The organism is Parapedobacter soli (genome assembly GCF_025460835.1).
GTDB classification, from domain to species: domain Bacteria; phylum Bacteroidota; class Bacteroidia; order Sphingobacteriales; family Sphingobacteriaceae; genus Parapedobacter; species Parapedobacter soli.
Genome location: NZ_JAMXAY010000042.1, coordinates 1 through 20629, shown reverse-complemented (window position 1 = coordinate 20629; position 20629 = coordinate 1). Strand labels below are relative to the sequence as shown.

General features: G+C 48.6%; 24 protein-coding genes. 8 read left to right on the top strand and 16 right to left on the bottom strand.

The genetic code is table 11. The features are described 5' to 3' along the window. Positions 1-25: 25 nt before the first annotated feature. Both NGM62_RS16135 and NGM62_RS16130 read right to left on the bottom strand, forming a co-directional pair. On the bottom strand, positions 26-1159 hold the full coding sequence (locus NGM62_RS16135) for a Gfo/Idh/MocA family oxidoreductase (RefSeq protein ID WP_262249294.1): 1134 nt from the start codon (positions 1157-1159) through the stop codon (positions 26-28). A gap of 47 nt (positions 1160-1206) precedes the next feature. Then, a complete protein-coding gene (locus NGM62_RS16130; RefSeq protein WP_262249293.1) occupies positions 1207-2073 on the bottom strand; it encodes a sugar phosphate isomerase/epimerase family protein in 867 nt (288 codons plus the stop codon). A 318-nt stretch (positions 2074-2391) separates the two neighbouring features. Here NGM62_RS16130 and NGM62_RS16125 point away from each other — a divergent pair, with 318 nt between their 5' ends. Then, positions 2392-3267, top strand: coding sequence for a helix-turn-helix transcriptional regulator (locus NGM62_RS16125; RefSeq protein ID WP_262249292.1), 876 nt, complete (start codon positions 2392-2394; stop codon positions 3265-3267). Positions 3268-3385: 118 nt separating this feature from the next. Here NGM62_RS16125 and NGM62_RS16120 read toward each other — a convergent pair whose 3' ends face one another. Both NGM62_RS16120 and NGM62_RS16115 read right to left on the bottom strand, forming a co-directional pair. Continuing rightward, complete coding sequence (locus tag NGM62_RS16120; RefSeq protein ID WP_262249291.1) at positions 3386-4528, bottom strand: acyl-CoA dehydrogenase; 1143 nt, start codon at positions 4526-4528, stop codon at positions 3386-3388. Continuing rightward, a complete protein-coding gene (locus tag NGM62_RS16115; protein WP_262249290.1) occupies positions 4525-5052 on the bottom strand; it encodes a VOC family protein in 528 nt (175 codons plus the stop codon). Before NGM62_RS16115 ends, NGM62_RS16120 begins: the two co-directional genes overlap by 4 nt. A gap of 58 nt (positions 5053-5110) precedes the next feature. Here NGM62_RS16115 and NGM62_RS16110 point away from each other — a divergent pair, with 58 nt between their 5' ends. Then, positions 5111-5533 (top strand): secondary thiamine-phosphate synthase enzyme YjbQ, encoded by a 423-nt coding sequence (locus NGM62_RS16110; RefSeq protein WP_262249289.1) that lies wholly within the window; start codon positions 5111-5113, stop codon positions 5531-5533. A 62-nt stretch (positions 5534-5595) separates the two neighbouring features. Here NGM62_RS16110 and NGM62_RS16105 read toward each other — a convergent pair whose 3' ends face one another. The 9 genes from NGM62_RS16105 to NGM62_RS16065 all read right to left on the bottom strand — a co-directional run bounded on the left by NGM62_RS16105 (position 5596) and on the right by NGM62_RS16065 (position 13484). Beyond that, positions 5596-6285 carry an OmpA family protein gene (locus NGM62_RS16105; protein ID WP_262249288.1) on the bottom strand — a complete coding sequence of 230 codons (690 nt, stop codon included), beginning with the start codon at positions 6283-6285 and terminating at the stop codon, positions 5596-5598. 77 nt (positions 6286-6362) lie between these two features. Beyond that, complete coding sequence (locus tag NGM62_RS16100) at positions 6363-7112, bottom strand: carboxypeptidase-like regulatory domain-containing protein (protein WP_262249287.1); 750 nt, start codon at positions 7110-7112, stop codon at positions 6363-6365. Between the two features lie 63 nt (positions 7113-7175). After that, complete coding sequence (locus NGM62_RS16095) at positions 7176-7574, bottom strand: hypothetical protein (RefSeq protein ID WP_262249286.1); 399 nt, start codon at positions 7572-7574, stop codon at positions 7176-7178. A gap of 29 nt (positions 7575-7603) precedes the next feature. Next, positions 7604-9025 carry a 23S rRNA (uracil(1939)-C(5))-methyltransferase RlmD gene (gene rlmD / locus NGM62_RS16090; RefSeq protein WP_262249285.1) on the bottom strand — a complete coding sequence of 474 codons (1422 nt, stop codon included), beginning with the start codon at positions 9023-9025 and terminating at the stop codon, positions 7604-7606. 34 nt (positions 9026-9059) lie between these two features. Further along, positions 9060-9635 carry a TetR/AcrR family transcriptional regulator gene (locus NGM62_RS16085; RefSeq protein WP_262249284.1) on the bottom strand — a complete coding sequence of 192 codons (576 nt, stop codon included), beginning with the start codon at positions 9633-9635 and terminating at the stop codon, positions 9060-9062. 434 nt (positions 9636-10069) lie between these two features. Then, complete coding sequence (gene pheS, locus NGM62_RS16080; protein WP_262249283.1) at positions 10070-11107, bottom strand: phenylalanine--tRNA ligase subunit alpha; 1038 nt, start codon at positions 11105-11107, stop codon at positions 10070-10072. A 68-nt stretch (positions 11108-11175) separates the two neighbouring features. Then, entirely contained in the window at positions 11176-11628 is a 453-nt protein-coding gene (locus NGM62_RS16075; RefSeq protein WP_262249282.1) for a single-stranded DNA-binding protein, read from the bottom strand. An 18-nt stretch (positions 11629-11646) separates the two neighbouring features. After that, positions 11647-12696, bottom strand: a complete 1050-nt coding sequence (gene mutY, locus NGM62_RS16070) for an A/G-specific adenine glycosylase (protein ID WP_262249281.1) — start codon at positions 12694-12696, stop codon at positions 11647-11649. Between the two features lie 38 nt (positions 12697-12734). Then, a complete protein-coding gene (locus NGM62_RS16065; RefSeq protein WP_262249280.1) occupies positions 12735-13484 on the bottom strand; it encodes an EcsC family protein in 750 nt (249 codons plus the stop codon). A gap of 159 nt (positions 13485-13643) precedes the next feature. Between NGM62_RS16065 and NGM62_RS16060 the strand changes: the two genes are divergently transcribed. Beyond that, positions 13644-14279 carry a peroxiredoxin gene (locus NGM62_RS16060; RefSeq protein WP_262249279.1) on the top strand — a complete coding sequence of 212 codons (636 nt, stop codon included), beginning with the start codon at positions 13644-13646 and terminating at the stop codon, positions 14277-14279. A gap of 84 nt (positions 14280-14363) precedes the next feature. Here NGM62_RS16060 and NGM62_RS16055 read toward each other — a convergent pair whose 3' ends face one another. Both NGM62_RS16055 and NGM62_RS16050 read right to left on the bottom strand, forming a co-directional pair. Next, on the bottom strand, positions 14364-15467 hold the full coding sequence (locus NGM62_RS16055) for a S1 family peptidase (protein WP_262249278.1): 1104 nt from the start codon (positions 15465-15467) through the stop codon (positions 14364-14366). 12 nt (positions 15468-15479) lie between these two features. Next, positions 15480-16055: an RNA polymerase sigma factor gene (locus tag NGM62_RS16050; protein ID WP_262249277.1), complete on the bottom strand. Its 576-nt coding sequence runs from the start codon at positions 16053-16055 to the stop codon at positions 15480-15482. 123 nt (positions 16056-16178) lie between these two features. Between NGM62_RS16050 and NGM62_RS16045 the strand changes: the two genes are divergently transcribed. Beyond that, positions 16179-17153, top strand: a complete 975-nt coding sequence (locus NGM62_RS16045; protein ID WP_262249276.1) for a polyprenyl synthetase family protein — start codon at positions 16179-16181, stop codon at positions 17151-17153. 163 nt (positions 17154-17316) lie between these two features. Next, positions 17317-18108, top strand: a complete 792-nt coding sequence (locus NGM62_RS16040; RefSeq protein ID WP_262249275.1) for an amidohydrolase — start codon at positions 17317-17319, stop codon at positions 18106-18108. 170 nt (positions 18109-18278) lie between these two features. On the opposite strand, the gene NGM62_RS16035 is transcribed toward NGM62_RS16040, so the two are convergent. After that, positions 18279-18659, bottom strand: coding sequence for a hypothetical protein (locus NGM62_RS16035; RefSeq protein ID WP_262249274.1), 381 nt, complete (start codon positions 18657-18659; stop codon positions 18279-18281). 80 nt (positions 18660-18739) lie between these two features. Between NGM62_RS16035 and NGM62_RS16030 the strand changes: the two genes are divergently transcribed. The 3 genes from NGM62_RS16030 to NGM62_RS16020 are packed head-to-tail and all read left to right on the top strand — an operon-like array spanning position 18740 to position 20573. Then, complete coding sequence (locus NGM62_RS16030) at positions 18740-19237, top strand: RNA polymerase sigma factor (RefSeq protein WP_262249273.1); 498 nt, start codon at positions 18740-18742, stop codon at positions 19235-19237. Continuing rightward, positions 19224-19829, top strand: a complete 606-nt coding sequence (locus tag NGM62_RS16025; protein ID WP_262249272.1) for a hypothetical protein — start codon at positions 19224-19226, stop codon at positions 19827-19829. The genes NGM62_RS16030 and NGM62_RS16025 overlap by 14 nt, the downstream gene beginning before the upstream one ends. Before the next feature lie 45 nt (positions 19830-19874). Then, a complete protein-coding gene (locus NGM62_RS16020) occupies positions 19875-20573 on the top strand; it encodes a phosphoribosylaminoimidazolesuccinocarboxamide synthase (protein ID WP_262249271.1) in 699 nt (232 codons plus the stop codon). Positions 20574-20629: the final 56 nt, after the last annotated feature.

Genomic DNA, 20629 nt, shown 5'->3' with positions numbered 1-20629 from the left:
TTTTTCGCTTAGCCTATGCCGATTGTTATCGGACCGCCAAGGTAAAATCTGGCAAAGCGATACGTTCGCCTCCTTTCAGTGCCGATTCATGTGCCAAGATACCTACGCAGGTTATGTTGGCCGACTGCCGCGCATTCGGGAAAGGCTGCCGGCCCTCCGTTAATGCGCTGATAAACTCATGTACCAAATGAGGGTGGGATCCACCGTGGCCCGCGCCTTGGATAAACGAAAGGTGCTGGTTGTCGTCCTCATCGTACACGCCGCCAGTAGTAAAGTGCTGAATGGGTTCGGGCAACAGATGAGCATAGTCTGGGCACACCACTTCCTCTGGAATTTCAGGCTCGGGCTTTTTGGCGGTATGCACCACCAGCGGGTTACCTTCTATCAATGGCCACTCCACGGCTTTCTTAGAGCCATACACTTCAAAGCTTTCACGGTATTGGCGTGCAGTATCGAACAACGAACGATATACATGGGCACTCAGATCCGAATCTTTGAATTTGATATGGGCACTCTCTACCGCAAATTTGGATCCATAGTAATGATGCAGCTCTTCGCGGATTGTCCCCGAGCCGAAACACGATACATACTCAGCTTCGCTTCGCGTAAGTCCCAGCACCGGCCCCACGCAGTGGGTAGCATAATGCATAGGGGGCAACCCCGGCCAGTAATTCGGCCATCCGTCCATGTCTTGCTGGTGACTGGCCTTTAGGAATTGTATCCTGCCCAATTCACCTTTCTCGTATAGTTCTTTCATGAAAAGGAATTCGCGGGCATATACCACGGTTTCCATCATCATATAGGTCAACCCGGTTTCTTCGGTTGCTTCCACCAGCTGGCGGCACTCCTCAACCGTAGTGGCCATGGGCACCGTGCACGCCACATGCTTACCGGCCCGGAGGGCTTTTAGCGATTGCTCGGCATGGTTGGGTATCGGCGTATTGATATGAACTGCATCGATCTGGTCATCTTTCAGTAGCTCGTCATAATCACGGTACCGCTTTTCTATCCCGAAAGCATCACCTATTTTATTCAGGCTTTCCTCATTCCGCTGGCATATAGCATACATATTGGCATCAGGATGCTGCTGGTAAATAGGGATGAACTCCGCCCCGAATCCCAAGCCAACAATGGCCACATTAATTGGTTTTTTACTCATATTTTTTTGTTTTTTCTATTTCTTGCTATTGTAACTAACAAATTTTGTCAACGACCTGTCGCCCAGTTTTTCAAAAAGGTATAGCCATCGCTCGCAAACGTATCTTGGCTCTCCGCCAGGTCACGCCAGATGCACACCGCGGCAGCTAGCTCCTTATTGGCTGGCGTAAAGCTTTCAATCGACACCACCCCTCGATAGCCAATAGCCGTCAGCCCACGGAAATAAGCATCCCAGCTCGCGTTGCCGGTGCCCGGGGTCCCCCGATAATTTTCCGATACCTGGACATGAATCAGCTTATCACCCGACTTGATAATGGCGGCCTCAGGGTCCGGTTCCTCGATATTCATGTGGAACATATCGAGGCATATTTTAGCAGCAGGATGATTGATATCCCCTATCAAACGAAGCAAATCGTCCACGTTATTGATCAAATCCGATTCAAAGCGGTTCAACGACTCGAGTGCGATCTCCAACCCTCTGCTGGCAGCATTTTCACAGACCATACGTAAATTGGTTACCGCTCGTTCCCACTCAATAGCACGTTGCTCCGGCGCCACCATTCGAGCCTTTCCTACCGCCGAATACATCGGCCCGGCAAAAAAATGTGACCCCAATTCGGCGGCGATGTCGAGGCATGTCTCGATATAATCCAAGCCGGTACGTTGCAGGTGCTCGTCGTCGCTCGTCAAATCCCTTGTCGGTCCGAACGCCCCACAGATAATTGCCTCCAACTGGTTGTCGGCCAACGCAGTCTTTACCGTAGGGATGTCAATCAATGCAGGATCTTCTACCGCGATTTCGACAGCGTTGTAGCCTAATGCGGCGATTTTCTCAAACAAACCGGCCGCATCTTCTGTGCGGAATGGGGATGTCCACAACCACGTGCTCACACCTAATTTAACGTTCAGTGACATAACTGGGTAATGCTATTTTAATATAGTTTACTTATTTTAAGATTTTTATGCCTTTAATAACACCGCATTGGGCCGCCTTTCGAATAAGGGACAGCCTAATCGATCATTCAGACTAATTGTATTTGCTAAGGTAATGGTTTACTCAATTTCTGCACACCTATTAATTAACAAATGCTGACTGTATTTTATCTAATTAATGTCAATGTAACACGATTAGCGGATAATTAGCTAACATTTTCTTTACAATAATGGAAATATCGGCGGTTTAACTACCTTTAGAACCGCCAATATGACCAAGGAGAAATTATCATGAATATTGTGGTAAAAAAAACGGCCATCCAGAAAACGAGAATCCCAGAATCCAACATCTTCTTTATCCGGGAGCTGCACGACAGGCATTTCGACCCCACATGGCATGCCCATTCGGAATATCAGCTTTTCTTAGTGGTGGAGGGAACGGGCACCAAATTCATCGGTAATACGGTGAAACCATTCGATGGTGGCGATTTGACTTTTCTCGGCCCCCACATCCCACACCTTTGGCGCAGCGACGAGTGTTATTTCGATCCGCAAAACGAAGAAGTCAGCCGTGGGCTGGTTATCTATTTTAATGGTACCGCTCTCGGTCAGCTGATCGAAAAGCAAGAATTCGATCAGCTAAAAACCCTATTGGATAAAATCCGGCGCGGAATGGAAATATACGGAAATACCGCCCACCAAACAGCAGTATTGATGCACGAACTCGTACATTTACATGGTTTGGAAAGCATCATCCACTTATTCCGGATATTTAATTTGCTTGCCAAAAGCAAGGAATACCATCTGTTGCATGACGACATGGTGCATTACAAGCTGAAAGACGTCGAAACAAACCGTATTAATATTGTTTATAACTATGCGGCCAAGCATTTCAAATACAAAATCACATTGGAAGAGGTTGCCACATTGCTGAATATGACACCCACATCGTTCAGTCGTTATTTTACGATGAAGACCAGCAAGTCGTTCTCATATTTCCTCACGGAACTACGCATCCGTAATGCCTGTAAGCAGCTCTCTACGGAAGAAGCGAAGACGATTGCCCAGATTTGCTACGAATCCGGCTTCAATACCCTTTCAAATTTCAACAAGCAATTCAAAACGTTCATTGGGATGACACCCACCGAATACAGGCAGAAGTTCCTGACTCTTTGATTTTTTGATACCCTGATTTACATTTCAAATCGTTTCCTCAATGCTATCCCGTAAATAGCTGGACTCCCTAAATGCACGGCAACAGCGCCGAAGTCATAAGCATGGAAAAACCGACACTTCAATCGTGCAGCAACTCCCTAGCGATAACCATACGCTGGATTTCGGAGGTGCCCTCATAGATCTGCGTGATTTTAGCGTCACGCATCAGGCGCTCTACATGGTATTCCTTCACGTAGCCGTAGCCACCATGTATCTGCACCGCCTCCACGGTGGTCCGCATAGCCACTTCAGAGGCGTACAATTTGGCCATGGCCGCCGCCTGGGTATAGGGCTGTCCGTGGTCCTTGAGCCATGCTGCCTTGAGGCACAACAGTCGTGCAGCCTCGATTTGGGTAGCCATATCGGCCAATTTGAACTGAATGGCTTGGTGGTTAGCAATGGGTTTGCCAAACGTCTGGCGCTCTTTGGCGTAATCGCGGGCAAGTTCATACGCTCCAGCTGCAATACCAAGCGCCTGTGCTGCAATACCAATGCGGCCACCTTCCAACGTTTTCATCGCGAATTTGAAACCAAAACCATCTTCACCGATCCGATTTGTCTTCGGCACCCTGACATCATCGAACAGCAGGGAATGTGTATCGGATCCCCGTATGCCCAACTTATTCTCATTCGGGCCGATGGTAAAGCCTGCCATGCCTTTCTCCACGATGAGCGCATTGATACCATGGTGCTTTTTTCTTGCGTCCGTTTGTGCGATGACCAAGTACGTAGATGCTGTACTGCCATTAGTGATCCAGTTTTTGGTTCCGTTGATTAGGTAATAATCACCTTTATCCTCGGCCGTGGTACGCTGCGACGTAGCATCTGAACCGGCCTCGGTCTCGGAAAGGCAAAATGCACCTATTTGTATTCCGGCGGCCAGGGGTTTGAGGTATTTTTCCTTTTGCTCTTCCGTGCCGTAGGCCTCCAGGCCGTAGCATACCAGCGAGTTGTTGACAGAGACCACCACCGACGCCGAGGCATCGATTTTGGAGAGCTCCTCCATCACCAACACATAAGAAACTGTATCGAGCCCTGCACCGTTATATTTCGGGTCGACCATCATCCCGAGAAAGCCCAATTCACCAAGTTTTTTTATCTGCTCTGTGGGGAATTGTTGCTTTTCATCTCGCTCAATTACGCCGGGTTTGAGTTCTTGCTGGGCAAAATCACGGGCAGCATCCCGTATCATCCGTTGTTCTTCGGTGAGCTCAAATATCATAATATAGGTTTTTTTGTGTGTGGTCGCCCCTGTTCCAGCTCGCGCAATAGGTTTTGTAAATCCAACCTACGGGTATACATATCGAGCGATCCATCGGGCTTCGACGGCCAAAGTGCCTTAGGTCTATCCCAATAGAGCTCTACACCGTTTTTGTCGGGGTCGTCCAAATAAAGAGCTTCGGATACACCGTGGTCACTGGCACCTGTCAGTGGGTACCCTGCTTCCACGAGTCTCTTGAGGATAGCGGCTAGGTCTTTTCTAATGGGATACACAATGGCCAGATGGTATAACCCTACCCCGTAAGCGGGAGCCGGCGGAGCGCCCTCGCTCTGCCAGGTATTCAGGCCGATATGGTGGTGGTACCCACCCGCAGATACAAAAGCTGCCTGCTCACCATAGCGTGTAGTCAGCTCGAAACCCAGCAGCCCGCAATAAAATTCCAATGAGCGCTCCAAATCAGACACTTTCAGGTGTACGTGGCCAATGCGTGTACCAGCCGGGACAATGTAGTCGTTGTTGTTCATATTCACAAATCTAACTAAATAGGAGATGATATACAATATTTTCTATCTTGTCACACGTATGGAAATCGTTCAACAACAGGTAACATTGCGGGCCCGCCCACGGGGCTTCCACCTCATCACGGCAGACATCGAAGATTGCCTTTCAGCTATCAAGCGTTGGAAAGCCGGTATATGCCAGGTATTCATCCAGCATACATCTGCTTCGCTTACAATCAATGAAAATGCCGACCCTACGGTACGTATTGACTTCGAAACCTATTTCAACAAGGCGGTTCCCGAAAACGACCCTGATTATCGGCACGGTTATGAAGGGCCCGACGATATGCCGGCCCACATCAAATCGTCGGTGATGGGCTCTTCGGTGACTATCCCAATTCGGGATGGCAGACTGGCGTTAGGGACTTGGCAGGGGATATACCTTTGTGAGCACCGGAATCACGGTGGTAGCCGCCGGTTGATGGTTACCGCATGGGGCAATTAAAAAATGCGACCGTACTTACGTAGGCCGCATTCTCTTGATTTGTCTTGTACATTATAACCCGCTTATGAACCGACTTGGCTCAATGCCTCTTCTTTCATCTTGTCGTTTGCTACGATCACGATTTCCACCCGGCGGTTCTCTGCCCGGCCTGCCTCGGTATCGTTATCAGCAATGGGCTCGTGGAAACTACGGCCCTCTGTTTTAACCCGGCGTCCGGCCAATCCTTCCGAAACAGCAAAACTCTTTACCGACTTGGCCCGGCGCTCGGAAAGCCCCTGGTTATAATTATCCGTACCGGTGTTGTCTGTATGGCCAATCACCAAGATATCCGTGTCCGGGTTGTTATTTAATGACTCCACTAATTTCGCAATATTTTCCTTGGCTGCGGGCTTAAGGTCGGTTTTATCAAAGTCAAATAAGATGCCCGAATCAAACTTTACGATAATCCCTTCATCTGCCTTGATGACTTCAGCTCCTGCTACGGTTCGCTCAATCTCGGCTGCCTGTTTATCCATTTTCTTACCGATGAGCCCACCTGCTACACCGCCGATGGCGGCACCTGCGATTGCGCCAACGGCAGTGTTGCCAGCTTTACTACCGATTAGCGCCCCTAATGCCCCGCCAGCAACTGCCCCCGTGGCCGCACCTTTTTGTGTATTGCTCATGGATTGGATGGTACCGCAACTACTCAACAGCATTGCTGACGTTGCCACGGATAACCCAAATAATACTATTTTCCTATTCGTAATCATAACACTAATGTATTGTTTTTGGAGTAAGTGCAAACCGGATGCCAAAATGCACTATTTTCAACCGCGGCCGACTGGGTTTATTGATCTGGCTCTCCCCCTAGCTTGGGAAGTTTAGGGGCGGCAGGGCGGCTGTCCCGATCAAATTGCCTGAAAGACTGCATAATATAATTGGTTATATCATAGTCGCCCCAATACTGTACCTGCTCGTACGATGGCCGGTACCAAAACATAAAGTTGGTCAGGTCATCACCGGTGAGACCGGTAAGCTCTTGGATTTTTGTCCGGCTGAACTTCCGATCCACATCGGTTTCGGCAAGCTCTCTCTCCATATAGTTGCTAAACCGCCTTGCATTACGGGGCGTGCGGCCCAGCAGCTCGTAGAGGGAAGTAATCGGATTAAAAACATAGGCTAGCGCCGGGGGTTTCCCATCGAAGTACACCCCTTGCTTCCGATAACCGCGCATGGCGTCGCGGAGCTCTGCCTCTTTACTCGTTCGATTTACGTCCACCTCGTCCAGAAGGATACTCCCGGGTTTCATATCAATAAGAATATCACTTAATGTTTTGACCTCGGTGTGGACCGCTTCGTATCCCATCAGCAATACGTCAAGAGTATCGCCCACCGACGCAGTGATTTCAAAAGTACCCAAGCTGTTCGATACCGCAGATTGGCCTGTGTTGGTATTGGTAATGGTGGCACTCCCCAGCCGCTTGCTCGTCCCCGCTTCAACCACAATACCCCGGATAGGACCGGTCTCCTGCGCATCCACCCGGATAGGCAAAAACCACATCGAAACGAACAGCACAAGCAGACTACGGTGAATCATAAATGCGTTAGACTACTTATTCTATCAAACGTTTAATATCAAAGGTTACTAACGCTATCGGCATCATTTTTTATAGGGATAAAATACAAAGTTGGCGCCTTCGGGTACAACGACAAACAAACACATATAATCTTCCGGACGTTTGTATTTTTTGATGAAATGAGCTTTCCGGTCCTCCTTAATCACACCCCGTTCCACGAATTCCTCAAAGGTAGAGGCATGGATCGTCCAGTTGGTTCCCAGCTCGTCTTTATCCAATATCAACTCCCCAAGGGCCACTTCGTGCTGGTGGGCGATGAAAATGGGGTAAGCCGATAAGCCCTCGGCCATAATTTCCACAGCGATTTCCTTGATAGATTCGCTGTAAAAGTCTAAATCCACCTGCAGACTCTTCAGCGGGCTTTCTTTTTTCGGCTGCCCATCGTCACCGGCTTGCACACTAAACAAATCTTTTAAATCCATAGCTATTAACGTTAACTATTCGGCTACCTTTAGCCATTCAGTGTAAGTAACACCACGTTTTCAACATGTTGCGTATGCGGAAACATGTCGACTGGGCGGATGCGCTTTACCGTGTAACGTTCGGCAAGCAGTGCCAGATCGCGCGCCTGTGTTGCCGCGTTGCAGCTTACATATACCAATTTGGGTGCGGCCATTTCGAGCAACCTGGTCACCACGTCTGCATGCATCCCCGCCCGCGGAGGGTCCACGATAACCACATCGGGCTGGCCGTGTGCAGCAACGAAATCGGCTGTAAGCACATCTTTCATGTCCCCTGCATAGAATTTAGTATTTCGGATGCCGTTGATTGCCGAATTGATTTTTGCATCTTCAATAGCGGAGGGCACATACTCCACACCAATAACTTCACCCACATGCCGCGCGATGAAATTAGCTATCGTACCCGCACCGGTGTATAAATCATAAACCCGCTCCCATCCTTCGAAACCAGCGAAATCGCGGGCTATTTTATAAAGCTCGTAAGCCTGTACTGAATTGGTCTGGTAGAAAGACTTGGCCCCGATTTTGAACCTCAGGCCTTCCATTTCTTCGAAAATGTGGTCACGTCCGAAGTACGCATGGATATCCTGATCAAAAATAGTATCATTCCTCTTCTGGTTGACCACGTAAAGCAACGACGTAATCATCGGAAATTCCCGCTGGAGAAAGGCCATGGTCCTCTCAATGGTGTCTGTGTCGGCATAGGCAAAAACGACAATCACCATCAGTTCACCTGTCGAGGCCGTACGGATGATCAGGTTTCGCAACGCTCCTTCATGCTGCCTTAAATCATAAAATGAAATATCGTTTTCCAACGCAAACGATCGCAGTCCGTTACGGATGGCGTTTGATGGATCTTGCTGCAAATAGCAATGTTCGATATCGAGGATTTTATCAAAGCGGGAAGGTACGTGGAACCCCAAGGCCCGCATTTCCATATTTTCATCCGTAGCGCCGGCGATATCGGCATCGGTAAGCCACCGTTTGTTTGAAAACGTATATTCCAGCTTATTGCGGTAGTAACGTGTCTGCGGCGCGGGGAGGATAGCCTCCATCGAAGCGGTATTTACCTTACCCACGCGCGTGAGCGCTTCGTCCACAGCTTTTTGCTTATAAGTCAGCTGCGCGGCATAGTCCATGTGTTGCCATTTACAGCCACCGCACACGCCGAAATGGTCACAAAACGGGGCCACCCGATACGGTGACGGTGTTGTGATTTGGCGCACCCGCGCCTCCGCAAAATTCTTTTTCTTACGGCTCAACTCCACATCGACAACATCGCCTGGGATAGCCTTGTCGACAAAAACCACGAGATCGTCGACTTTCGCGACGCCTTTGCCTCCCTCGGCAATATCCACAATCGAAACACCTGCCAGCAACCGCTGTCCGGCTGTAAACCTTTTTCTGCTCATAAAACGTACAAAGGTACGGGTTTTTTAAAAAAGGCTACGCTACCGTAGCTTTAACTAGATAAGGGAGAATCTCGTTCTGGAAAGAAACAAAGTTCTTCCGGACGTCGGCCTCACTAACAGAGGTAAAAGCGAATGAAAAAACAATGTTCTTACTCGCTTTGATGAGGAAAGTAAGCTTTTCGGGCGATACAGCGCCGCCTATTTCCGCATTATTGATAAAGGAACTGATAAGTAGGAATTCGAGGTCGTCAGACAATGTACGCAGGTATTCCTGGGTGTTGGCTGACTCGCGGATAAAATCCCAGCCCAGAAATTCATTGCATATTGCATAGGTAAGGCGGCTTACACGTAGGATTGTATTGCCCAAGTAGGTCTCCAAGTCAGCTTCCTTGTTGTATTTGCTCAATAGGTCTGCCACGCTTTCGCGGATATAATCCATCAGGATCGCATGCAACACGAGCTCCTTGCTGTCGAAATACTTATAAATGGTTGCCTTAGCGATTTTTGCCCGGCGTGCAATTTCATTGACGCTGGTTTTCTTATAGCCATAACGCCTGAAAAGCTCGCGAGCCGCCTTTTTTATCGATTCTTTTACTTTATCAGCTTCCATCAATTAATTTGAAACGATTAAGATGTCCTGGGTCCTCCTTACGTAATAGGGTCTCAGTGGGCATTCAGCAATATCAGATGGCGAACCATTCGTTAAGATATATTTCGCACCCGAACATGGATCTATGGCAACTGGTCCCTGGCCGTCAAGTTCTACCGCACACTGTTTTTCCGGGTTTACGGTACTGCATCTGTCAAACGCCACATATTGGCCTTCGCCTACCTGCATAATAATGATTCCGGCAACTCCCCCATACTCGGGACCTAAAGCAACCGGCTGCATTAGCAACCGGAGCTCATTAAATTCCACTAACGACACGGTCTTTTGAAAAGTGACGTAGTCTATCACGTTACATCCACCCTTTTTGCATCCGGGCAGCGAGAGGCACGCGATAAACAGAAAGAATACCTGACCTTTGGTCATCGGGATTACACTTATATCAATTCCGTTTCGAACTGGCGCAAGAACCGCACATCGTTTTCGGAAAACAGCCGGAGGTCTTTGATTTCGTACTTGAGGTTGGTGACTCGCTCAATCCCCATGCCGAACGCATAACCACTGTATTTCCCCGGGTCGACACCGCAATTCTCGAGTACGTTGGGATCTACCATTCCGCATCCCAGAATTTCCACCCAACCGCTTCCCTTACACATGGCACATCCCTTGCCCTTGCAAATAGTACAGCTGATGTCCATCTCTGCAGAAGGCTCGGTAAATGGGAAATATGATGGGCGGAAACGCACCTTCGTACCGTCGCCGAACAGCTCCTGTACAAAGAAATAAAGGGTCTGCTTCAAATCGGCGAACGACACATTTTCGTCGACATAAAGCCCTTCCACTTGATGGAAGAAACAGTGTGCCCTTGCCGATATCGCTTCATTACGGTACACCCTACCGGGCATGATGGCACGGAACGGCGGTTGGCCATTCTCCATCATCCGCACCTGCACAGATGAGGTATGCGTGCGTAGCGCAATGTCGTTACCATCTTGCTTCTTGATGAAGAATGTGTCTTGCATATCCCGGGCTGGGTGTTCCGGCGGGAAGTTAAGGGCTGTGAAATTGTGCCAGTCGTCTTCTATCTCAGGCCCCTCAGCCACCACAAAGCCCAATTTTTTGAATATCTCAACGATTTCTTTTCGAACCAGGGAAAGTGGATGCCGCGACCCGATTACAAACCCTTCGCCGGGTAATGTAAGGTCGTCCGTATTAACCTTTTGAGTGGCTTGGCTAGCGGCAAATTGTTCCTGCATAGCCTTATATTTCAGCTCCGCAGCCAGCTTGAGTTCATTCAGGTCTTTACCGAGCGTGCGTTTCTGTTCGGGCGAAACGGACTTAAACTCTTCAAACAAGTTCCTTATCACGCCTTTGGCCACCAAAAACTTCAATCGGAAAGCCTCGGCATCTTCCTGAGACTGCGGCGCAAACTGTTTAATTTCCGCTGCGTATTGTGCTATCTTCTCATGCAACATGACGCCAAATATATGAAATTCTATTCAGCTATCTATTGATAACCTGTCACGGGTTGGCGGGACCTTTTTCAAAAAAGGGAATCATCGCCATCATTCTCTTTGAAATCCACCGATGTGTCTTCACCATCGCTCTTCTGCGGGGTTTGTTCCGCAGCCTGCGTTGTACCTGTGTTGGCCGGTGCCTCGAAATCACTCTTGCGTCCCAGCAGTGTGAAATTGTCGGCAACCACTTCAGTGGTGTACCGTCTTATCCCCTCTTTGTCTTCATACGTCCGTGTACGCAATTTACCTTCGATGTACACCAATTTTCCCTTAAACAGGTATTTGGCGGCAACCTCAGCCAGCCCGCGCCACATGACGATGTTATGCCATTCGGTTTGCTCTACCCGGCGGCCGTCTTTATTGTACATCTCGGATGTTGCCAACGGAAAGCTGGCTACGGTGACATTTCCTTCTAAATGGCGAATCTCCGGGTCCTTGCCCAAGTGGCCTACTAAAATAACTTTGTTGATTCCTGACATAATTTAGGTGTTTTTTGGTTAACCATACAATCTTTTTAAAAAAGAATAAATCAGCTTCGGTTTAGCTAAAGTACCTAAATCTTTAATAAAAACATAGCTCCAATCCATATTTTTATCGTCAACGTCATGGCACCGGTCTACAGCAACGAATTGTGCAAACAGGTTTTGGTGGCTCAATACGTGTTTCACAGGGCCATCCAGTAACCGTAACCCGGCGCTCCGTCCGAAATGTGCCACAACAGCGTTATCGGCAGCTAGCTCATGAAGCTCCATCTTGCGGGGTGTCTCTATCAACGGCAGTTCATACAGACTCTCCCAAATGTCACCTTTCCCCCGTTTGTTCATCAAAATGCGACTGCCGTCTTCTACCACAAAATAATTGAAATACCGATTGCGGCTTGCTTTTCCCTTAAGTTTCACGGGCAACTGGTTGACGCGGCCCATTTTCAACGCCCGGCAATCCAGCCGCAACACACAGTTCCCGCAATCGGGATTTTTCGGGCGGCATTGCAGGGCACCAAACTCCATAATCGCCTGGTTGTATAATCCCGGGCATCCTTGGTCCAGCAGCTCTTGGGCCAGCTCCGAAAACATCCGTTTTCCTCCAGTAGAATTTATCGGTTCATCGATTCCAAAATACCTCGCCAGCACCCGGAATACGTTGCCGTCTACCACAGCCCGCGGCTCATTGGCCGCAAAAGAAGCAATTGCCGCGGCAGTGTACTCACCAATGCCCTTTAGTTTCACAAGATCATCATATCGACTGGGGAACACGCCGTCATGCCCTGCCACCACCACTCTTGCGGCGTGATGCATATTGCGCGCCCTGGAGTAATAGCCCAATCCCTGCCAATGCAGCAATATCTCACCCTCGGGGGCCGCCGCAAACGATGCCACATCTGGGTAGTTCGAGAGGAATCTATTGAAGTAAGGGAGCCCTTGCTCCACACGGGTCTGCTGCAAGATAATTTCCGAAAGCCAGATTACATACGGATCGGTGGTATCACGCCACGGCAAGTCCCGCTTATGTTGGTTATACCATGCAATGATGTCATTGGAAAACGCCATGTGGCAAAGGTCTCTTTTTTTTAGCTTGTCTCCAATATCTAGCTTGTTTCTAACATTCGCATCCGGTAGCAATTCATGGCTGTGGCACCCAGCTGCTGCACTAGCCGATAATTAACCACCACCCCTACGGCAGCACCGACTATTGGAATCAATTGCGCCATCTTCGCCAAATCAATATAATCACGATATTCCAGCTGGAAGGTACGCCAATCGAAACTATCGATATTATCGGGCAGCGTTTCGGCATAAGCATCCCAAGTACATAGTCGGTTATACACTGCTGCACGGTGCTTATGGCTTGAGAATGCCAGCTGGAATACGGTGAGCAAAAAAAGCCGCTCTTTGTACTGCCGGACATCATAACCATAGACCGTAGCAATGTCAAACAACATTTTCATTTTGATAGCCACTAATGCCGGAAAATCAGCAATCCCCATTAGAATCCCGCCCGCCCCGGTGACCGCCCCCTCTACGGAAGCCGTTTTTTTATAAGTGTCGATAAGTTTCCTGATGTGGCCCTCGCGGAGTTGGAAGCTCCCACGGGCATGTACTGATCTGACCGTATACGTTGCACCGAACAACACACCTTTCACCTTTTTTTCAATGGTAAACGTAATGGCTTGATGGACCTTTTCCGGGATGAGGCCGTTCAGCTTGTCCTGGATATTCTTCGCCCAAACAGCGCCTATTGGCTGTTTTTTGGTCATTTTGTATTGCCAAAATGCCAACTCAATCATAACCTTCTTACGGTACAATGATGACATGCCCGCGCTCCAGTCGTGTTCCATCCGCTATTAGACAACCGGCAAACAACGATGTTACAGGGCCGCTAAAGCGGAGTACATGCACAGAAATTCAAAAAAAAACCAGATAATCTTTGCATTGCGAGAAAATCTATTAATTTTGTAGACTACAAATTCATCACCATTAATTAGGAGGAATTACATATGAGTTTAAGATTAGGTGATACCGCGCCGAATTTCAAAGCGGTAACAACGATAGGAGAAATCGACTTCTACGACTACACGGAAGGGAAATGGGTAGTCTTGTTTTCACACCCCGCAGACTACACCCCTGTGTGCACTACCGAGTTGGGCCGCACCGCGCAGTTGAAGAGCGAGTTTGAGAAACGCGACACCGTAGTGCTTGCGGTGAGTGTCGATCCTGTCGATAGTCACCACGGATGGGTAAAGGATATCAACGAAACGCAGAACACGAATGTTGAGTTCCCGCTCATTGCCGACCAAGACCGCAAGGTGTCCGAGTTGTACGACATGATTCACCCCAATGCATCGGCCACAGCCACGGTGCGCTCGGTGTTTATCATTGGCCCAGACAGGAAAATCAAGTTGACGCTAACCTATCCGGCCTCAACCGGACGGAATTTCCAGGAGATCCTGCGGGTTATCGATTCCTTGCAGCTTACCGCTTACCATAGCGTAGCTACACCGGCCGACTGGGAGCACGGGGACGATGTGATTGTATCAAACGCCATAGCTACGGAAGATATACCGGCAAAATTCCCGAAAGGACATAAGGTGATCAATTCTTATATCCGCACCACGCCGCAGCCGAATATCTGATGGCGGCAGGTTGTTAAAACAATCAACAAAAAAAGCGATTGACATCACATCAACCGCTTTTTTATTTATCTCACCAGTCTCAATCTAATATACTTTCACGAGGTACACGTAATCTTGTATCTTCTTAACCTGCTCGGTACGCCGCAATCCGCCCAGTGTGTTCTTTTTACCGATGACCAGCTCCTGGTCGAGCGAATCTGTGGGTACTGCCGCGATTGAGTTCAACAGTGCTTCGGTTTTAATAGCGAATGACGCGCCATCGATACCGGTTTGTTTACCACTTATAATGCCAATCACGTTGCCTCTGCTATCGAGTACCGGCCCGCCACTATTCCCCGGGTTTACTGGGATAGATATTTGATACGCGGTGGTATCACCTGCATAGCCGGTGCGGGAGCTGAGGTAACCCTGCCCGTATACCACTTCATCTCTTGGGTACCCGATGGTGTATACATCTTCACCGAGTTCCGAAGGGGTTTCCTTGAAGGTATACGGCACATTTTTCAACGGCGTGTAGGTGCTGTCATTGATACGCAGTAATGCCAGGTCGTGGGTCGGGTCGATATAGATCACATTTGCCCTGAATGAATCACCTTTTACACTTTGTAGGTGTACGGAATCTGCACCCCTTACCACGTGGTAATTGGTGACCACATAGCCGTTTGCCGAAATGACAAACCCGGTACCTCCAAAGTTGCTTGCCGACCGGTCATCGCGCTGCTTACCACTGTTAATGTTGCGGATTACCGCGTTTTGCGCATTCACGTTTTTCTGCACGGTATTCATGTCCCGGCGCAATGCACTGTAATTCGACGTCGTCTTCTGGATGGTTTGGTAATAGCCCGACAGCCATAATGTCGAAAAAACGGCTAAGATAGCCACACTCGCAGCAACCAATGAGTTGACTTTAAACTTATTCCAAAGAGTCACAATCATTGGCTCTGCACGCCCGGCATCCTTGTGGGCCCCGGCATGGTATTGCTCGCCAACCTTAGCTAGCTGCTGCTTAAATACCACACGGTCCGCGTATGATCTCAACTGTTGCAAAAACAACCGATGGGTTGCGAGCTGTTCGGCAGCGGTAGCGTTTTCTTCGCAATACCGCTCAAAGGCAATCCGCTCGGGGCCTTCCATTTCATCATTCAGGTACCTGTCAATCTCTTTAATAAACTCCTGCTCATTCATCATACCCGTATTAACTTACTTTATCGTTGTAAAAAACAATTTCTTTAACCGTTGTAAACATTTATATTTCTGGGTTTTCGCATTGTTTGCGTTTGTATAACCGAATTTATCGCAGATTTCCTGCATCGACATATCGGCTATATAAAAATCATATATAATTGTCCGGCAGGGTTCGCCCAATTCACTTAGCGCCTGTTCCATCATCGTCAATTGTACATCCTTCTCCTCATGCAGCGCCAGATCTTCCTCAACAGCAATGGTATCTTCGTACGCCGTTACATCATGGAACGTACGCCCTTTGCTTCCCAGCTGTTTGAGCCAAAGCCGCCTGCACACCGAGTAAATGTAAGTCTTCAGGCGGCTGGTCAATTCAAAATCCTGCTGTTTAACTTTGTCGTACAACACGATAACAGCCTCCTGGAAAACATCTTTTGCCTCCTCTTCGGTGCCGCTGTTTTTGACAACCATATTCAGCACCACCGGGAAGTAATCGCGGTACAGCCGTTCCAAACTATCCGCATCGCCACGTGCTACCCCCTCGACGATCGCCTCATCCGCTTCCAGCGCAATAGCTTTACTCCATTTACTCACTGATTAATACGATTTTGTTCAAATAGTAACCCTTATATCCCTCCAAACCTAAGATATTTTTTCCGATTTTGAAACGGTGTCCCCCACCGGATATTCCTTATCTTAGCCGCAAATTAACGATCCATGTACGACATCGATGTATTGCAGCAGCGGATTTCCAAAGGATTGGCAGACCTCGATATCCCCAACAAGCCGGCCAATCTTTACGACCCGGTACGGTACATGCTCCAAATCGGGGGCAAGCGTATCCGACCGTTACTCACCCTGATGGCTGCCGATCTCTTCTCCGCCACCGATATCGACGCGGCGTTGCCTGCAGCAATCGCAGTCGAACTCTTCCATAATTTCTCATTGGTCCATGATGACATCATGGACAACGCACCATTGAGGCGCGGCCACCGGACTGTGCACGAAAAATGGAACTCTAACGTCGGTATCCTTTCGGGCGACAACCTGCTCATCATGGCCTATGCCCAGCTGGCAAAATGCCCACCCGATAATCTGCCTGCTATCCTCGAAACCTTCAATACGATGGCTACGCAGGTGTGCGAAGGGCAGCAACTGGACATGGATTTTGAACGGGTCGCTACCGTGAGCGTCGATGAATACCTCCACATGATCCGGCTCAAAACGTCCGTACTGCTGGGGGCCGCATTGAAAATAGGTGCACTTTTGGCCGGTGCCAAAGAGGCCGACGCACAGCTCATCTATGATTTCGGCGTTTACGTGGGTATCGCCTTCCAACTGCAGGATGATATCTTAGATGTCTACGGCGACCCCGAACGGTTCGGCAAACAGCGTGGGGGCGACATCCTCGCCAACAAAAAAACTTACCTCTTAGTAAAAGCACTGGAACTAGCAGAGCCTACAACAAGGTCAGCATTAGATAACTGGCTGGCCGACCATTCCAATCCGTCGGAAAAAATCAGCGGTGTAACGGCCATATACGACGCACTGGATGTTCGGATGGAAGTGGAGGCTGCCAAGCAGCTCCACATCAATAAGGCCTACACCGCTTTAGACGCCATCACTGTGGAGAGTTCGCGTAGAATTCCACTGCGGCAGCTTGCAAACACCCTGCTCGACCGCGGGCAGTAATCGACGATACCCAACAATACGTTAAAAAAATACCGCGGATAGGCCCCGCCATAACTGGCAGTATAATTGCGGGGAAGGTGCTATCAATTTCAATGTTTATCTATTTATCACTAACTTGTGCTTTTTGCAAGTGGCAGCGAATAGAAACCCATAGCTTACTGATATGGATGCACTAAAAATCACGACTTTCCAGGCGTACCTTTTTTGGGAAAATATAGAGAAGAACCTAAGTAACCTCGCTTTGAGGCTTTCCGCAATCCGTGAAAAGACCGATTTAATCATCCTCCCGGAGATGTTCAACACGGGGTTTACGATGAATGTGGAGCAATGTGCCGAAAAAGCCGACGGAAAGACTATGCACTGGATGTTGGAGATGGCACAGAAATACAACTGTGTTGTGGCTGGCAGCCTCATAATCGAAGAGGAGGGCCGATACTACAACCGGTTTGTGTGGATGACTAAGGATGGGAATTACATCACTTATGACAAGCGCCACCTATTCGGCATGGCCGGCGAAGACAAGGTGTTCACCGCCGGCACCCAACGGGTCATCGTTGACCTCAATGGATGGAAAATATGCCCGATGGTCTGCTATGACCTCCGCTTCCCGGTATGGTCGCGCAACCTCAACGGCGCGTACGACGTACTGCTTTATATCGCAAGCTGGCCTGATAAACGCTCTTCACACTGGCGGAGCCTGATTCCCGCACGCGCAATCGAAAACCAAGCATTTGTTATCGGCGTAAACCGCGTGGGCCATGATGGCAACGAAATTTACTATTCCGGAGGCTCGATGTGTATCTCGCCCGCAGGCGATGTGGTGTACTATAAACCAGAATATGAAGACCTCTACACATTTACCATCTATCGGCGCGATTTGGACGATACCCGGAGGGACCTACCTTTCCTTAAAGATATGGATGAGTTTAATTTGAATATTGGGAATAAGTCGTAAGTTGTTAGTCTAGTGTCTAGTGTCTAGTGTCTAGTGTCTATTGTCTAGTGTCTATTGTCTAGTGTCAAGTGTCTAGTGTCTATTGTCTAGTGTCAAGTGTCTAGTGTCTATTGTCTAGTATCTATTGTCTAGTGTCTATTGTCTAGTGTCTATTGTCTAGTGTCTAGTATCTAATACGGCCGTTCGAGGATGATTGATTTAATCACGGCATCACGTAGGTCGAAATCCTCCGCATCCAATACCGGCAGCACATCAGCTTCCGTATCCACCACTAGCCGTTGCGGTATCAAGGGGCGTTCCCCTGCACCACGTGGAACCTCAGCCGAGCCCACAACGCCCGAATAACGTTCAAACTCAGGTTTAACAGCAGGTGGCGGTACTGATTGTGCCGACGGCGCAGTTGCCGTATCGATATATTTGGCATTATCTTCGGGCAGCGGCGGTTGGCCAGGATTTCTCTTCCGCGCTTTATCTTGCTCTTTTTGGTAATTGGCGTACGCCTGGAACGCAAAGACGACAATCGCTATAAGTATGGGAATAAATGTTTCCATCGACCTAAAGGTAGGAATTATATTCTTTACTTTTGTAACATCAACTCTCCATAAATGTCTAATCGATGTAACTGCCGTTCATGAATAACCAACGACAACTGTTCCAGCGATTATTTGAAGAAAACTCCAAGCGGGTTTACCACCTGTGTTATGGCTATACCGGCGACAGCGACTCGGCAAACGATTTGATGCAAGAGACGTTTATCAAAGTGTGGCAGAATCTGGACAAATTCCGCAACCAATCGCAATTTTCAACGTGGATATACCGTATTGCCATAAATACTTGCCTATCCTACCTACGCACAGCAAAACGACGGGCTACCGAAGAGCTGAACGATAACATCATAGAAAACTACACTGAGGAGCCATCGGAAAAACAAGAGCAAATCGCGTTGCTCTACAAGTCCATCGCACAGTTGGAGGAAAACGAGCGGATCATCATCACCATGGTGCTGGACGAAGTGCCCTACCCCGAGATTGCCGAAGTAGCAGGCATCTCTGAGGGTAATCTGCGGGTAAAAATACATCGGATAAAACATAAGCTAACAGAAATATACAATAGCAATGAAAGGGTTTGATCAGATACAACAGCTTTGGCATGGGCAGGCGCCCGAACCGAACGTTAGCTTTGAAAACGTATTAAAACGCATCAAAGCCAGTCGGTCGTCCTTGGCCAAAAAGCTGTTCTGGCAGAGTATCTCAATGGGCGTGGCGGTAGCAATCCTACTTTGGATGTGCTTCTCCGTCGAGTTTTCCACGTGGACCACCTACTTGGCCATTGCCATCATGATGGGGTGCATCTGCTATTATTTCGCAAGCCAACTCCGCGATTACCATGCAATTAGCAATAGTGGAAACCTGCTGTCCAAACCCCAGGATTATATCCTTTACCTCAAAACCTTTCAGCAGAAGCGCTACCGGTTCAATACGCGCAACTACACCGTCTACGAGGTCTGTATCGCTATCGCATTTGCATTATACGGCATTGAAATGTATTTCGCGCTACCCCTTTGGACATTCATCGGACTGGGCATATTTGTTGTCTTCTGGTTCGTGATCTGCCATGTTGTATTCATGAAACAATTCATCCGTAACGAACAAGCACGCATTGCTGAGATGATTGGCAACCTGGAGCGGATAAAAGACCAATTTGCCGAAAACGAAGAGTGATAAAAGGGCAAATAATACTACTTTTGCCAAAAATCATTTTATTCCATGGAACTACTTTATACGGGTAAAACAAAAAATGTATATCGGGCTGAGGCTTATAAGGTGCTGTTGCAATTCAAAGACGATGTGACGGGCGAAAATGGGGTATTCGATCCCGGGGCGAATACGGTAGGCCTGACAATCGAAGGTGCCGGTAAATCGGGACTGAGAATGACCAAACATTTCTTCGAACTGCTGAATGCCAAAGGTATCCGTACCCATTATATCCGAGCGGATGTGGAGCAGGCCACCATGACCGTGCGCGAAGCCAAGGTTTTCGGCAAAGGACTTGAAGTAATCTGCCGCTATCGGGCGGTAGGCAGCTTCATCCGCCGTTATGGGGCCTACTGCGAATCGGGACAGCCATTGGACGCATTTGTGGAAATTACTATCAAAGACGACGAGCGTGGAGACCCCACCATATCGGCGGACGCACTACACATGCTCGGAATCCTGTCGCCACAGGAATATGACGCGCTGACCGCGCAGACGAAAACGATATGTGGTATCATCAAAGACGAACTCGCAACGAAAGGGCTTGAGCTATATGATATCAAACTTGAATTTGGACGCGATGCCGAAACTGGCGATATCATGCTGATCGATGAGATATCAGGGGGCAATATGCGGGTTTATAAAAGCGGCTCCTATGTTGCACCGCTAGCGCTTGAGAAAGCATTTTTAGACGAGAATATTTCTCACTGACGTCTATATTTATGGTTCTATGACGATTTGTATGGCTAAATTAGCTGATCAACCAA